Origin of the sequence: Paenibacillus odorifer, from assembly GCF_000758725.1 — a bacterium.
Taxonomy (GTDB): domain Bacteria; phylum Bacillota; class Bacilli; order Paenibacillales; family Paenibacillaceae; genus Paenibacillus_AQ; species Paenibacillus_AQ odorifer.
In genome coordinates, this window is the sequence record NZ_CP009428.1 from 1,528,554 (window position 1) to 1,543,756 (window position 15,203).

At 49.8% G+C, this 15,203-nt stretch carries 7 protein-coding genes; 6 read left to right on the top strand and 1 reads right to left on the bottom strand.

Going from position 1 to position 15,203, the window contains the following annotated elements; genetic code table 11:
- The first annotated feature begins 12 nt into the window (after positions 1-12).
- A complete protein-coding gene (locus PODO_RS30955; protein ID WP_155288095.1) occupies positions 13-6,711 on the top strand; it encodes an S-layer homology domain-containing protein in 6,699 nt (2,232 codons plus the stop codon).
- Between the two features lie 160 nt (positions 6,712-6,871).
- Here PODO_RS30955 and PODO_RS06630 read toward each other — a convergent pair whose 3' ends face one another.
- On the bottom strand, positions 6,872-7,741 hold the full coding sequence (locus PODO_RS06630; protein ID WP_141118462.1) for a helix-turn-helix domain-containing protein: 870 nt from the start codon (positions 7,739-7,741) through the stop codon (positions 6,872-6,874).
- Between the two features lie 153 nt (positions 7,742-7,894).
- On the opposite strand from PODO_RS06630, the gene PODO_RS06635 reads away from it, so the two are divergent.
- The 5 genes from PODO_RS06635 (at position 7,895) to sigK (ending at position 14,909) form a co-directional block, all read left to right on the top strand.
- Positions 7,895-9,037, top strand: coding sequence for a DUF2264 domain-containing protein (locus PODO_RS06635; protein WP_038569282.1), 1,143 nt, complete (start codon positions 7,895-7,897; stop codon positions 9,035-9,037).
- Between the two features lie 73 nt (positions 9,038-9,110).
- The gene (locus PODO_RS06640; protein ID WP_038569283.1) at positions 9,111-10,922 is read left to right on the top strand and encodes a heparinase II/III family protein; all 1,812 of its coding nucleotides are present in this window, start codon (positions 9,111-9,113) and stop codon (positions 10,920-10,922) included.
- A gap of 72 nt (positions 10,923-10,994) precedes the next feature.
- Complete coding sequence (locus PODO_RS06645) at positions 10,995-12,131, top strand: glycoside hydrolase family 88 protein (protein WP_038569285.1); 1,137 nt, start codon at positions 10,995-10,997, stop codon at positions 12,129-12,131.
- 10 nt (positions 12,132-12,141) lie between these two features.
- On the top strand, positions 12,142-14,001 hold the full coding sequence (locus PODO_RS06650) for a DUF2264 domain-containing protein (RefSeq protein ID WP_038569286.1): 1,860 nt from the start codon (positions 12,142-12,144) through the stop codon (positions 13,999-14,001).
- Between the two features lie 206 nt (positions 14,002-14,207).
- Positions 14,208-14,909 (top strand): RNA polymerase sporulation sigma factor SigK, encoded by a 702-nt coding sequence (gene sigK / locus PODO_RS06655; protein ID WP_036675850.1) that lies wholly within the window; start codon positions 14,208-14,210, stop codon positions 14,907-14,909.
- Positions 14,910-15,203 lie beyond the last annotated feature (294 nt).

The window sequence follows — 15,203 nt, forward strand, 5'->3', positions numbered from 1 at the left end:
GAGGAGAAGAGAATGAACAGAAGGCACTTTCGTAAAAGGTTTTTCTCAATAACGATGACTACTGCGCTCGTAGTTGGGATGTTTCCGGCATTCACTCTGTCTGCAGCCTCTGCTGCTACCGTAAATTCTATCTACGCTGCCGCCCATATGGGGGCGACAACAATTGCAGATACTACTCTGCCATCCAGCATTGATATCGGAGACCAGAGCACAGCAGTGAACTGGAATATTGGTGCAGATACCTTTGCCGTGCCATACGATGCCGTGACCGTCAGCGGTACAGCGAACGGGGGGCGGGTCGTTGCCAGTGTGGAAGTTATTCCGCCCGCAAGTAATCCGTTGGTTTACTTTGTGGATAGCGGCAGAGGGGGCGATTCCGTAGGCAACGAGCCTACTTCCTCGCCGCTGTACGAAGCGGTTCGCACGCTGAGCGGCAGCGATTTGCTCAACCAGTCCCCCGACCAGAAGTATATCAGCGGTACGGCGGACTGGGGATTTGATGATTCCGTAAACAAGGTCAAGAATTCCAAAGACGGGGGACTTACCGATCCAGCTACTGATCCGTCCCTATGGACTGTCGGACTTCGTGCCGACCCTGCCAGCAATCATATCGTGTATAAATTAAAAGCGCTTGAAGCTGGAACCTATACGCTCAGCAGCGGTTTCCATGATTGGTATGGCAGCCGCTCCCGTGTAATACGTCCTCAGATCGAGTATAAGGATGCTAGCGGGGCAACCAAGACGATCTTGTTTGACCAGTTCAACACTAATGTGACTAAGCTAATTTCAGGCGAATTCACCATTCCTGGAGACATTGACGTTAGTAGTCCAATGACGTTGACTTACGCCTATGTTGCTGACGAAAAACCTATTTTGAGCTGGTTCGCCGTTGCCAAGGGCGGAATCAAGAAACAGATCGAAGAAGCTACACAGAGCGCAGCTTCTATGGTCAAGGTTCTGCTTGACGGCAACGATATCCAAGCTGACAATGTCAACGGCCTCACATTCAAGGGATTTGGTGTACTAAGCGCTAACAGCACCAGTGCGCTTTTGATGGATTATAAGTCAGAGCATCCAGAGGCTTATGCAGAAACGCTTCAGATCTTATTTGGTGGAGAACATCCGCTCATGACGCATGTGAAAATCGAGATGGGCAATGACCGCAATAACTCCACCGGACCTGACCCGGCGACTATGCGTACGGCCGATGAAGAGGCAAATGTTACCCGGCATCCCGGCTTCCAGCTTGCCGCAGATGCCAAGGCAGTGAACCCTGATCTTAAAGTGAGCATCCTGCGATGGAGTGCTCCGGCCTGGGCGAATAACAACGACAAAATCTATACCTGGTACAAAAAAACCATTCTGGCCGCTTATCGTGAATACGGTTATATGGCCGATTACGTTAATCCTTATATCAACGAGCACGCTCCAGATTTGGCGTGGACCAAACAGTACGCTGAGAGAGTCAAGACTGACAGCGAAGGCTTCAACAGCACCGAAGAGGGGGAACTGTACAACCGGATCAAGTCTGTGATTTCCGATGAAGTCGGGATTGGTAGCTTCGGTGCCAGTATGGTGAGTGATCCTTCTCTGCGGGAAGCTGTGCCGATTGCTGGATACCACTACAACACGGACGACGACAGCGCAGGCAATTTCAAAAAACTCGCAGAACAATATGATATTGAGGTCTGGAACAGTGAGGCGCAGTCTACCTTCAGTAATTCCTCTTTCCGTCCTAACAACAATATGAAAGATCCTACAGTGGCAGGAACCGGCATTGGTGGTGTCGGCAGTCCGCTGGAGATGAGTAACACGATTATTAAAGGATTCGTTAACTCCCGCCGGACGCACTTTATTTACCAGCCAGCCATTGGCTCCTTCTATGAAGGCGGACAATATTCCTTCAAGGAATTGGTCAGCATGCGCGATCCGTGGTCAGGCTGGATTCATTATGATGCGGGTCTTGTTACTCTGCAGCATTACAGCTGGTTTGCGAATGTAGGCTGGGAGAACGAGGATAATACTGCTGGGATCTGGCGAGCGGTTCCTCAAGCCAGCTCCACAGGTGCGGCAGGCACCAATCCGGTCAGCGGCCGCAACGGTTCCCCTAGCTATATAACCCTTGCAGCACCTGATAAAAAAGATTTCTCGACGGTTATCGTGAACGACAGCGAGTATTCCAAAATCTACAAGCTGCAGACAGTCAATATGGCTTATACGGGTAATCCATCCATGGAAGTATGGGAAACCCGTGCTGCTGATGCAGGAGAAGCGTTCAACAGCAATTATATGCAGTATCTCGGTGATATCACTGCTGATGGCAGCGGGGTGTATACCGTTAAAGTTAAACCGTATTCGACCGTGACCGTGTCTACTTTGAAGAACAAGGACAAAGAAGAATATAATACACCGCTGCCTGTAGAAGGCGAGCGTACCGTACTGGATACCGATACTACAGGAGCGGGACACAGTACTGGGGACAACATTCTGTACGCTGATGATTTTGACTATTCTAAGCAAACAGTCGTGAAGATTGGTGCAGGCGGCCAATATGAGGGTACCCAGAGCTATATTGAATCCCGCGGCGGTTCCCAAAGCGTTACCCCGCGTTATACCCATGACCGCAATGGGGCATTTGAGGCCTATCTTCCGGACGGGTCTGATAATTATGTCCTGCGGCAGCAGCTGGACACGGGAACCATGGGGCTTGGCGGCACATGGAACAGCGGAGATCCAGTAACGGCCATCGGCGACAACCGGTGGATGAACTACAAGGCCAGTGTTGATGTTTCGTTCGAAACAAACAATACTCAGGGCGGAGCCAATTATGCTGCGATAGGTGCCCGTTATCAGGGAGGTGGCAGTTCCCACTCCATAACCGGTACACCGTATGTGCTGAAATTCTGGTTCGACGGCGGCTGGCAGCTGCTGGTCAACAATAGCGCAGTTGCGAGCGGAAATGCCGCGAACGGTTCCGGCGGCGTGAAGATCGACGGATTCGATACCGCATATGACGCATGGCATAATATTGCCGTTCAGGTTGCGGGCGATAAAGTGACCGCCTATCTGGATGGGGTGAAGCTGGCTTCCTATACCGATCCTACTCCTGAATTGTCCGGCCGGGTAGATCTGGCCAGCGGCTACTATCACGTCCGCTTCGATAATTTGAAGGTGGAGAAGGTTGAGGGCTACACGCCGTATTATTCAGAGCTTCTAGACAATCTTGAAATGTATGACCTGGCTGCTGCTCCGAACCCTAAATTGATATATACCGGGTCGTGGAGCCATATAAACGGAGCGGGCATGTACATTTACCAGCGTTCTCTTTCTACCAGCCAGGCTGTAGACGCTGCAATGGAATACACGTTTGAAGGTACCGGACTGGATATTCTAGGAGCGAATAACGGATCGGCGAAGCTTGAGGTAACGGTGGACGGAAAAGTTATTACTCTATCGGCTGATACATTAGCTTCCAAGGAGCTGTACCAGACGTACACACTCCGCGGGCTTAAATATGGCCAGCACCATGTGCAAATAAAGGTGGTAAGCGGCACCTTGGTTGTCGATGCGGTGGCGGTTGTTTCCGGGGAAGTAACCGGTACTGTAGATACTGCTGCTCTTCAGGCGGCGGTAACAGCCGCGAAAGAAATGAACAAACAGGATGAATATTCGGACAGAGACTGGCAGCTCTTCGTAGATGCACAGAGCGCTGCACAGGAAGCGCTGGATAATCCTATTTTATACAAATTGGATCAGGAAGGAGTTACTCAGCTTGAAGCACGCCTGATCTCCGCCCAGAACCAGTTGACTACGGGAGATATACGGGAGCTTGTCGCTCCTCAGGATTTGGCTACTTATGCCGGAAAACTGCCGAATCTTCCAGACAAGGTGGAAGCCACTCGGGCAGACGGATCCAAATTGCTGGTATCAGTAAAGTGGAATGTAAATGCGGCCAGCTTCAATAATCCGTATGAACGGGTAGCTGTAACCGGCACTTATGGAAATCTGAAAACAACTTGTTATGTGGAAGTGGTGCCGGAGGGGCTCTTATACTTCCTCGATGCTGGTGTATCGGTGGACGGTATCACGCCGCCGTATACGTTAATCAAGGATTTTGTAGGTGACAGCTTGTTTAATAACAAGGCGGATCAGCCTTCGACAGGCAATAGCGTATGGGGGCATACCAGTACTAAGTACCTCCTCAAGGGGCTTGGTGGCGCTGTAGTTCCTTCTGATAAAAGTCAGACAGGTGTTTATGGTTCGGATACAAAAAATAATCCACTTGTATACCTGCTCCCTTTGAACGCAGGCAAATATACGATTACGTCATTCCATCGGGACTGGTGGAACAACACCAACCGCACGATGGATATTACGCTCAGCTATATTGACTCTGAAGGGAAAGAAGTGACCAAACCGGTCCGAACCGGCCTCGTCGCAGGTCCTAATGGCGCTATGATTAACTATGACTTCACGCTTCCGTTGAGCGGTACTGTGAAATACTCAATAAACAATACGTATTCAGGCAATCAGGCTGCATTGATCAGCTATGTGGCTGTAGCTAGAGATAAAGCCAGCGTTGCTAATGAGCAGGCTGTAAATGAGGCTAAGAGTATCATAGAAGGTGCGGTATACAGCGTGCAGAAGGAAGCGGCAAACAGCGAAGAAGCTGTCCAGACTTGGCTGCTGCAGACGATAGGCGCTCTGCCCGGTCTCAATGATACTGGAGTTGCGATCGGTGAGATTACCTTGGCTTCCTTCCAAGAAGCAACCGATGAGACTAACGGAAGCTTCAGCTTTACGGTATCACTGAGTAAGGGAGAGGCTACAGCGGACAGTTCAGCGAGCGGAACAATCAAGCTGCCGGAGCCGGATACTGTTCAGCCTTTGATTACTCTGTTAGGTGATGCGACAGTGATTTTGCACATCGGTTCTGAATATACAGATGCAGGAGCGACTGCTTATGATGACAAGGATGGTGATATTACAGACCGTATAACTACAACAGTTAGCAGTGAAGTATACGGCTTGACTGCTCTCGATACGGCGAAAGCTGATATTTATACCTTCCATTATAATGTCAGCGATACTGCAGGCAATGCGGCTGCGGAAGTGACAAGAAAAGTAGTCGTTGCACTTGATCCGGATGTAATGAAGCCGGTGATTACACTGCTTGGTGAACCATCCATTCAACTGGAAAATGGCGCAAGCTATACGGATGCCGGAGCCACAGCGGTAGATGACCGTGACGGCGACATTACGGAGCACATTGTAGCAACGATTACGAAGAATGAGGAGAATGTGCTGGCACTGGACACTAAGGCGGCAGGCATCTACACCTATCATTATAATGTGAGTGATGCGGCGGGCAACGCGGCTATCGAAGTGACTAGAACCGTGACAGTGGGCGAAGCAGAGCAACCTCCGGTAGTGACACCAACACCAACACCAACACCAACACCAACACCAACACCAACACCGGAACCGGAGCCGGAGCCAACAACAGTACCAACATCTCCGCCGGCGCCAACGGAAGCACCAGTGTGGACGGCAGCACCAACGCCAGCAGTCACCCCGTCCCCGGCGCCAACACCGCTGCCGCAGGCCGAAAAGGTTCTTGATCGAAAGGATTTTGCGGCACCGGTTGGAGGAGTAATAACGGTTCAGCTCACTGAAGCTACAGAATCCATATTGCTTCCAGCAGGATTATCAGGAATCATCGGAGAGAACACTCTACGTCTGGATTGGAGTAAGGTTGCTATCTATCTGACCCCAGAAGTGTTGAAGAGCATTCAAGAAAAAGCTATTGGAGGTCAAACGGAGGGGGCGCGAATTAAGCTCTCAGCAGTGAAGGTATCCAGAGATGCTGTGGAACAGTTAATCAATAATCGGGCTGCTAATGGTTCCGTACATTTATCTGCGGCAAGTGATGTGATCAACTTCAGCTTGGAGGTTGTTGCTGCGAACGGCACTGCTGTAACGGTAACTGCTTTTGATAAACCGTTGACACTTACGTTCAACGTAGATCCGGATGCCAATATAAGCTTGCTAGGCAGCTACTATATTTCTGCAAATGGTGCGCTTGATTTCATGGGCGGAACGTTGACTAATGGTAAGTGGACTGCTGAAATACGGCATTTCAGCCAGTATGCGGTCCTGGAATACGATAAGCTGTTCACGGATGTCAGCAGTGACAGCTGGGCCACTAATGTGATTAAGACCATGGCCGCGAAGCATATTATCGAAGGCATTTCCAGTACGGAATTTAATCCGCAAGGGGATGTAACTAGGGCACAATTCGCTGCTATGATTGCACGCGCGCTTGGGCTTAAGGCAGGAAGCCATGCAACATTTGGTGATGTGGATTCCAAGGCCTGGTATGCCGAAGCCGTTGCAGCTGTTAGCGGAGCTGGCATCGTGCTCGGACGAAGTGCAGATTCGTTCGCACCGGATCAGAGCATTACCCGCGAGGAAATGGCTGTGATGATCGTTCGTGCTTATGAATATTTGCAGGGAAGCGGGACCAATGAACCTGCTGTAGGATCGTTCAGTGATTATTCCCGGATTCATGACTGGGCGAAGAGCGCAGCAAATATCGCCGAACAGGCGGGACTGATCAAGGGACGCGGCAATAAGCAATTCGCGCCACAAGAGACGATGACCCGTGCCGAAGGTGCGCAAGTTATCTCCAATCTGCTGGGATATTTGTAAGTAGCATTTCAAAGAACCTGGCAGGCTGCATTAAGCGGGCTGCCAGGTTCTTTATAGATTTGGAGAGGCAGGGAGTGCTTAGGAAAACAGCGGCCGGAAGTCCAACTATTCACCGCAGTTGCGAGTGCATCTTTTTTTGAAAAATCCTTGAATTTGAGTTTTATAGCTCAGCTCTTTTACCATATTTCCCAGGTGGAATGCCCGTGATGTTCTTGAAGGTACGGATGAAATTGGCATAATCGTTAAAGCCGGACAGATAGCAGGTATCGGATACGGAGTTCCCGGCGGACAAGAGCTGCTTGGATAACGCTATTTTTTTGAGCAAGACGTAACGGTAGATGGTTCCGCCTGTCTGCTGTTTGAACAGATGGCTGAGATAATATTTATCGACGTTCAGTTCTCCAGCGATTTGCTCCAGTGACAGATTTAGATGCAAGTGGTTGTCGATATAGCTCATGGCTGATTGAATATGTGAGGAAATAATGCTGGGCACGGTGGATCGGGTACGGCTGTACAGCTCATTGATGAGGACGAGGATCTGAACCAGGTAGGTCAGAGCCAGAACTTCGCTCCCGTACTGCTGATTCTCTAATGTCTCAATCAGGCGGGAAGCAAGGGTTGTATACTCTGCAATCAGCGGTTCATCCATTTGCGCGAGATTATGTTCTCCGGGCTGGCGGTTCTGGAAACAAGCGAGCAGATTTGTAGATGCGGTACAGAAGGGATAGACAAGTGGAGCTTTGAAATGGATTGTCAACCGTTCATAAGGCTCTGGAGATAAATTGATGATTTTATGAATCTCGTGATTGTTGAACAACAGAACATTGCCCCGCTGCAGGGGATAGCTGAACTGATCTACAAAACCGTTCACCTTGCCGCCCAAGAACAGGAAAATCTCATAGTGATCATGGATGTGAAAATCCCTGGTAGGTGAGATGGGCGAGTTTCCGATACCTGCCAGAATATCTCCATCGAACGGCTCATAATACTGGGCATGCTTCATTGGAATTGCCCCTTTCAGATTGATCACAATATACGCAACAAAACATCATTATTCGCAAAGACATTGCAATAATACAACACTAAACTATAGTAGAAGATTACGCAATATAACAAGATTCAGGCGGTAGGCAAGAGAAATAGCTGTAGCTGATTAGACGCAATTGGAAGGGTGGAATTGTGCATGAATGGGAAGGAACAGCGTAAATACTGGCTGGATACAATGCTGCTGATCGGGGGGCCTGTGCTGAATGCTTTGGCTGAGCGGAAATTAAAGGAACAGCTGCCTACAGAGTTTCATAGGGATCGGAGCCAGTTTGCCCATTTGGAGGCTTTTGCGAGATTGGCTTGCGGAATGGCCCCTTGGCTTGAACTAGAGGGACTTGAGGGTGCGGAAGAACAGCTTAGAGCACGTTATGCAGGGCTAATGCTGGAAGCCATTGATGCCGCTGTTGATCCGAATTCACCTGATTATATGGAATTCAAGACCGAAGGCCAACCGCTGGTTGATGCGGCATTCCTGGCACACGCGCTGGTGCGTGCGCCAAAGCAGCTTGCCGGCAAGCTGAGTGCGCGGGTCAAAGGGAACTTAATAACAGCGTTGAAGCAGACACGCCGGACAGCGCCAAGCGGAAGCAACTGGCTGCTGTTCAGTGCAATGGTGGAAGCCGCTTTGTATATACTCGGCGATCCTGAATATGACCGGATGCGCGTTGGTTATGCGGTCCATATGTTCATGGATTGGTATAAGGGCGACGGAGTTTACGGGGATGGCAAGGACTTTCACTGGGATTATTACAACAGCTTTGTTATTCAGCCGATGCTGGTGGATGTAGTAGCACTTTTTAAACAGGAGTCGGAGCAATATTCCGCATTGAAACCGCTGATTCTGGAACGGGCACAGCGATACGCTACTGTTCTCGAACGGAGCATTGCACCGGATGGAACCTATCCCTTTATCGGGCGTTCGATCGTTTACCGTTTTGGGGCGTTTCAACTGCTGTCGCAGGCGGCGCTGCAGCATTTTCTCGAGGAAGCATTGCCTCCTGCACAGGTACGCTGCGCTTTGACAGCTGTGATTACGCGAATTATGGAATATCCGGGTACGCTGGATGAGTCCGGATGGCTACGTCCGGGGGTATACGGTTATCAGCCGGAGCTTGCGGAGAGCTATATCAATACAGGCAGTCTTTATTTATGCGCCTCCGTATTCCTCCCGCTGGGGCTGCTCCCTTCTGATCCTTTCTGGTCAGGGGAAGAGATGAAATGGACTTCATTAAAAATTGCAGCCGGTGAGGATGTTATGAGAGATCATGCCTTGGAATAAAAAGTATTCAGCCATATTAGTGAAGAATAAGATGCTTCGCGGATCTGACTGATCTATAAGGAGGAAAAAAGGCATGAATAAACAGATGCTTTTGGAAATAGTGCATAAAATGAAGCCAGTCGATCTGAGCTTGTATTATCCAAAGGGGGATGCGGTTGCTTTTTGGAAACGGGCGTTATCATCGGGAGTACTACAGGTAGATATCAGCGAAATCCGCGCGGAGGCGGTAAGGCTGGACGGGCAGTCTATACCTGAACTGTCGTATACGTTATTTTCCATTTATTCGCGTACGGGTTCGAGGCTGGAATATGAACGGGTCTATTTTGAACGGAGAAGAAGGCTGAATACTTATGTATTTCTGGCTTTGCTGGAGCCGGATCATCCGGAAGTACTGGAGAAGCTGGAGGACATCCTCTGGGCTATATGCGATGAGTACACCTGGTGTCTTCCGGCCCACCTCCCAGCGGATCATAATGCAGCTGATATCAACCGGTATATTGATCTGTTTTCTTCCGAGACCGGATTTACTTTAAGTGAAGTTTTACTTTTGCTCGGGGAACGACTTTCGCAGCTTCTGAGATCCCGAATCCACCATGAAGTAGAGCGGAGACTGTTTCGTCCATTTCTTGAAAATGGCCCTTATGATTGGGAGACAGCGCGGCATAATTGGGCAGCGGTCTGTGCGGGATCAATCGGGGCTGCTGCCTTGCTGTCTGTGGAGGACCCGGCCATGCTTGCGGATATTCTGCTGAGGACAGAGCGCGCCATGTTGTATTACCTGGAAGGGTTCGGTGAGGATGGTGCCTGTCTGGAAGGCCTTGGGTACTGGAATTATGGGTTTGGTTATTTCACTTATTATAGCGATCTGCTCTGTTCCAGAAGCGCAGGCAGACTGGACTGGTTCAAGCAAGAGAAGGTAGCGCAAATCGCGCGCTTCCAACAAAAATGTTTCATTGACGGAAGTCATGTAGCCAATTTCTCTGATTCAGTGCCTCAGGTGCTAGTACATATGGGATTGTCCCATTATCTGGCGGAAGTCTGTACGGATGTCGAACGCCCCCCATCCGCTTTGCGTGCTCCTTACACTGAAGATCATTGCAGCCGCTTTGCACCGGCTTTCCGCAATCTGATCTGGACCAGGGCTGGCAAGGAGGACGAAGCTTGGCGAGCCGCCAGCTATTTTCTCCCTGATGCCGCTTGGCTTGTCTCGCGTCATATGTCGGAGGCGGGTTCATTCGGATTCGCCACTAAGGGCGGGCACAATGCTGAACCGCATAACCATAATGATCTGGGACATTTCATTCTGAGCGGCCGGGGAGAAATCTATGCATCCGATCTTGGGAGCGGAGAGTATACTGCTGATTATTTTGGGGCTGGCCGTTACCAGTATGACTGCAATGGATCGCAGGGTCATTCGCTGCCGATCATTGATGGCCAGTATCAGCTGGCCGGTCGGGAGTTCAGCTCCACAGTGCTGCATGCATCGGCGGCGGAGGAGAGTGATGAGCTGACACTGGATCTGACACAGGCTTATCAGGTAACAGGACTACAGTCCTTAATCCGTTCGTTCGTCTGGCATAAAGAGGAACGTCCTCGGCTGGAGCTGACAGATACTTACCGGTATGCGGGAATTCCGGCGAGCTGGACGGAGCGGTTTGTCACCTGGCGTGAGCCTAAGCTCCTTCATCCGGGTACCTTGCTGCTGCCGGGGACTACGGCTCGCGGCGTTGAAGTGACATACGATTCACTGAAAGTTGAGCCGGAGATTACTGTGCATGTGTACCGGGATCATTTTGGCATGGAGAAGCTCTGGTATAGTCTGGACTTCCATGTGCTTCAGCTTGGCGCGGAGGGCAAACTGCTATTCACTTTTCAATTTCTATAAAAGATGGGCATGAGCTTATAAAAAGTCCTCTATCAGAGGGTAGAGGCTAATTCGAATAAAGGCGGGATTTAGATGAGTAGATTAGTAAAGCAAGCTTGGGTAGACGAGGCTTGGGGCAAAGCCTTGGAGAAGACTAGAACGAACAGCCGGAGAATCGGTGCAGAATTCCCCCATGCGAGTCAAGGCGGCAAATACGTGCTTGAAGCACCAAACTGGTGGACAGCCGGCTTTTGGCCGGGAATGCTCTGGCAGCTCTATGCTGAGAGTGGTGATGAGGATTTGAAAGCGGTTGCTGAGCGGTGTGAGGAACGGCTTGACGAGGTGCTGGATGGTTATGTGAAGCTGGACCATGACCTAGGCTTTATGTGGCTGTTGACCAGTGTTGCGAACTACAAGCTCACGGGCAGAGAGGCATCACGAGTCCGGGCGTTGAAGGCAGCTAACTATCTGGCGGCCCGCTTCAATCTGAAAGGAAGCTACATCCGGGCCTGGAATCCATGGAGTGAAGGCGAGGATAACAGTGGGGTAGCCATTATCGATTGCTGCATGAATACCAGCCTGCTTTTTTGGGCCTCCGAAGTAACAGGGGATCCACGTTATCGACATATCGCTGAGGCGCATATGGATACGGTGCTGGAGCACTTCATCCGGCCGGATGGTTCGGTTTATCACATCGTCAACTTCAACCCGGAATCGGGCGAAGTGGTTGAGAAGCTTGGCGGGCAAGGTTATGCGCCTGAGTCGGCTTGGTCGCGCGGGGCGGCCTGGGCACTCTACGGACTGTCATTGGCCTATCATCATACGGGCAAGCAGAGTTATCTCAATACAGCCAAGCAGGTTGCGCATTTTTTCTTGACCCGTCTGCCCGAAGATCATGTTCCACATTGGGATTTTCGTGCTCCCGGTGAAGTTGGGGAGATTCGGGATAGCTCTGCTGGTGCCTGTGCAGCGAGTGGCTTGCTGTTGTTAGCTAGCCAAGTAGATGACTCGGAGGCGCATGTATATCAGAACGGGGCTATAAGAATTACAGAATCCCTTTATAGGAATTATGGAACTTGGGACAATGCAGAAGAAGAAGGATTGCTGCTTCATGGTACGAGTAACTATCCTGAGAATCGGAATATAGATGTTCCGCTTATCTATGGTGATTTCTTCTATGTCGAAGCGCTAGCCCGGCTAAAAGAAGCCGGACCGTTCTACTGGGAATAGGGGGCACATAATGCAGACTGAGAAGACATTTACGACTATTGCTAAAAATCCGCTAAAGACCCGGGAGGATCTGATCTCTGCTCTTGAACAGCTTACAGATCCGCTTCGGCCGCTCTACAGCAGAGGCGGTGCACGGCTGGCAATCGGCGGAACAGGAGCGAGCTATCCGGCTGCAACTGCAGAAATGGAAGGTTTCTCCCGGGTATTGTGGGGCTTAGTGCCCCTGCTCATGGGAGGCGGTGAAAGCGGGCTTTGGGATACTGTGCTGGATGGCATACGCCACGGCACGGATCCTGCCCATGAAGAATACTGGGGTGTAGTTCAAGATTATGACCAGCGTCTGGTAGAGATGGCGGTCTTCGGTTTCGCCTTAGCCGCCATTCCTGAACAGATCTGGTCACCACTTACCCAGAAGGAACAGGAGCAATTGTACAGTTGGCTGAATCAGATTAATTCCCATCCTTGCTATGACTGCAACTGGCTGTTCTTCAACGTGCTGGTTAATGTCGGATTCCGCAGAGTCGGCTGTCCCTACGACGCGGAGCAGCTGGAGAACAATCTGAAGCGAATGGATGATTTTTATCTGGGTGATGGCTGGTACAGTGATGGAATTAACGGGCATAGCGATTATTATGTTCCTTTTGCCATCCATTACTATGCGCTACTGTACGCGAAGCTGATGGAACAGGAGGACCCGGAACGTTCACAGGTGTTCAAAGAACGGGCCCGGCTTTTTGCCACCGAATTCTTGGGCTGGTTCGCTCCGGACGGATCTGCCCTTCCTTATGGAAGGAGCTTAAGCTACCGTTTTGCTCAGTCTGCTTTCTGGGGTGCCCTCGTCTATGCAGGCGTTGAAGTATTCCCTGTAGGTGTGGTCAAAGGATTAGTACTGCGCAATTTGCGCTGGTGGTTCAGCCAGCCGATCTTTGATGCCGGAGGCGTTCTGACGATTGGTTATACCTACCCCAACTTGGTCATGGCGGAGAATTATAATGCTCCCGGTTCCCCCTATTGGGCGTTAAAGACATTCCTGCCATTGGCTCTCAGCGCGGAGCATCCATTCTGGAAGGAAGAAGAACTGCCGCTGCCGGATATTCCTGCAGTTATAGTCCAGAAGCCTGCGCATCTTGTCATTGTCCGCGAACCTGCTTCCGGCCATGTGGCTGCCTTCAACAGCGGTCATCTATATACGAATGAACATACCCACACGTCTGCCAAGTATGAGAAATTTGTATACTCAACAGGCTTCGGATTCAGTGTGCCCCGCTCCGAATGGGGATTGTCTCAAGGGGCATTTGATTCCATGCTCGCTCTGAGTGAGAGCGGGGACAACTTGTATCGGGTCAGACGGCGGAATATGGAGACAACAATTGTGGACAATGTGCTGCACTCCGTCTGGAAGCCATGGACTAATGTGGAGGTTCGGACCTGGATCGTTGCTGGGCTGCCCTGGCATATTCGGATACACCGGATCGAGACCGGACGACCGTTGGACGCCGCAGAGGGCGGCTTCGCGCTTGGTCAGGAAGCGGGGGTGGAACAGCAGATCGGCCTTACAACCGCCGCAGTATCTACAGCATGGGGAACAAGCGGAGTCAAGGGTTTGATCGGCTATGAAAAGGCGGAGCTAATTTGGCCTAATGCCAACACAAACCTGCTTCATCCCCGGACTGTTTTGCCTACACTGACGACTTTCCTTGAACCTGGAATCCACTGGCTGGCTTCGGCTGTATACGGTGATCGGTCCGGAGATTCTTGCGGCGGTATTATAGAACAATCACCTGAGTCTATTTTGAAGGTTACTTTTGATAAGGACATCATAAAGGTTTTTACGTCTAGTGAAGCGGAAGTTATTATCAAAAGAGAGTGAGAATTACCGCTAACAACATCGTGTTAAAAGACAAGTGAATGAGTAGAGTATGACTGATTTCTCGTATAAAAAATAAATTTCTGTGGTTGTACAATTTCCCCCGTACAGGCACTTCTAGGCGCACGCCCACATACAATAAGGATGACCATGAACCCGTAAGGCAAACAGATCGGTTTCATTGTACAAGTGCGGGAGGTGTCGCCAAGTTGCCTGGATTCTTAAGCACGATTGCGTTGCTGATCAAAGAACTGACGCTGCTGGTATCATACGTAAGGAATAATGCATTTCCACAACCGCTCTCGGAGCAGGAGGAAAGCCGATACTTAGGGATGATGGCTGAGGGAGATGCCAAGGCCCGCAATTTGTTGATTGAGCATAATTTGCGGCTCGTTGCCCATATAGTGAAAAAATTCGATAACACCGGAGAAGACATGGAGGATCTGATCTCCATCGGCACCATCGGCCTGATTAAAGCTATTGAGAGTTATCGTCCGAACAAAGGGACAAAGCTAGCCACATTTGCAGCACGTTGTATTGAAAACGAAATTCTGATGCACCTGCGTTCGCTCAAGAAAACACGTAAAGACGTATCCCTGCATGATCCAATTGGGACGGACAAAGAAGGTAATGAAATTACTCTCATCGATATCCTTGGTTCGGAAGCGGATGATGTTATTAAAGAAGTGGATTTGAAGATCGAAAAGAGTAAGATTTATCGTAATCTTGATATACTGGATGATCGGGAAAAAGAAGTTGTCGTGGGGCGGTTTGGATTGGATACAGGTGGAGAAGAGCGGACCCAGCGGGAAATTGCCAAGGAACTGGGGATCTCGCGGAGTTATGTGTCGAGGATTGAGAAAAGGGCGCTGATGAAGCTGTATCATGAGTTTTATAAGGCGAAAAGATAATTGATTTTATGAACCTAGAGATGAGGATCTTCATTACTCATATCTAGGTTTTTGTGTTTTAATAAGAAACTAGCAGCATAATTATTTACTGTGTTTAATATTGTGTTATATTGACTGAAAAGTAAATGTCAATCCAAATTACCTGTGTTTGAGCAGCTACCTCGGCTTGATGATCTAACCCAATCTATAAATTAACAAATTACCATGATAGCTCGCATGTAAAAATCATTTATTAAGAGGGCGATATCTATTTAAAATACGAAGCGGTTAATGCTTCAGAATTTTCTAGTTGAC

Bases quoted from the DNA above. Each gene is read 5' to 3' on its own strand.
- PODO_RS30955 (WP_155288095.1), top strand. From the start codon at position 13: ATGAACAGAAGGCACTTTCGTAAAAGGTTTTTCTCAATAACGATGACT.
- PODO_RS06635 (WP_038569282.1), top strand. From the start codon at position 7,895: ATGAATGGGAAGGAACAGCGTAAATACTGGCTGGATACAATGCTGCTG.
- PODO_RS06645 (WP_038569285.1), top strand. From the start codon at position 10,995: ATGAGTAGATTAGTAAAGCAAGCTTGGGTAGACGAGGCTTGGGGCAAA.
- PODO_RS06650 (WP_038569286.1), top strand. From the start codon at position 12,142: ATGCAGACTGAGAAGACATTTACGACTATTGCTAAAAATCCGCTAAAG.
- PODO_RS06640 (WP_038569283.1), top strand. From the start codon at position 9,111: ATGAATAAACAGATGCTTTTGGAAATAGTGCATAAAATGAAGCCAGTC.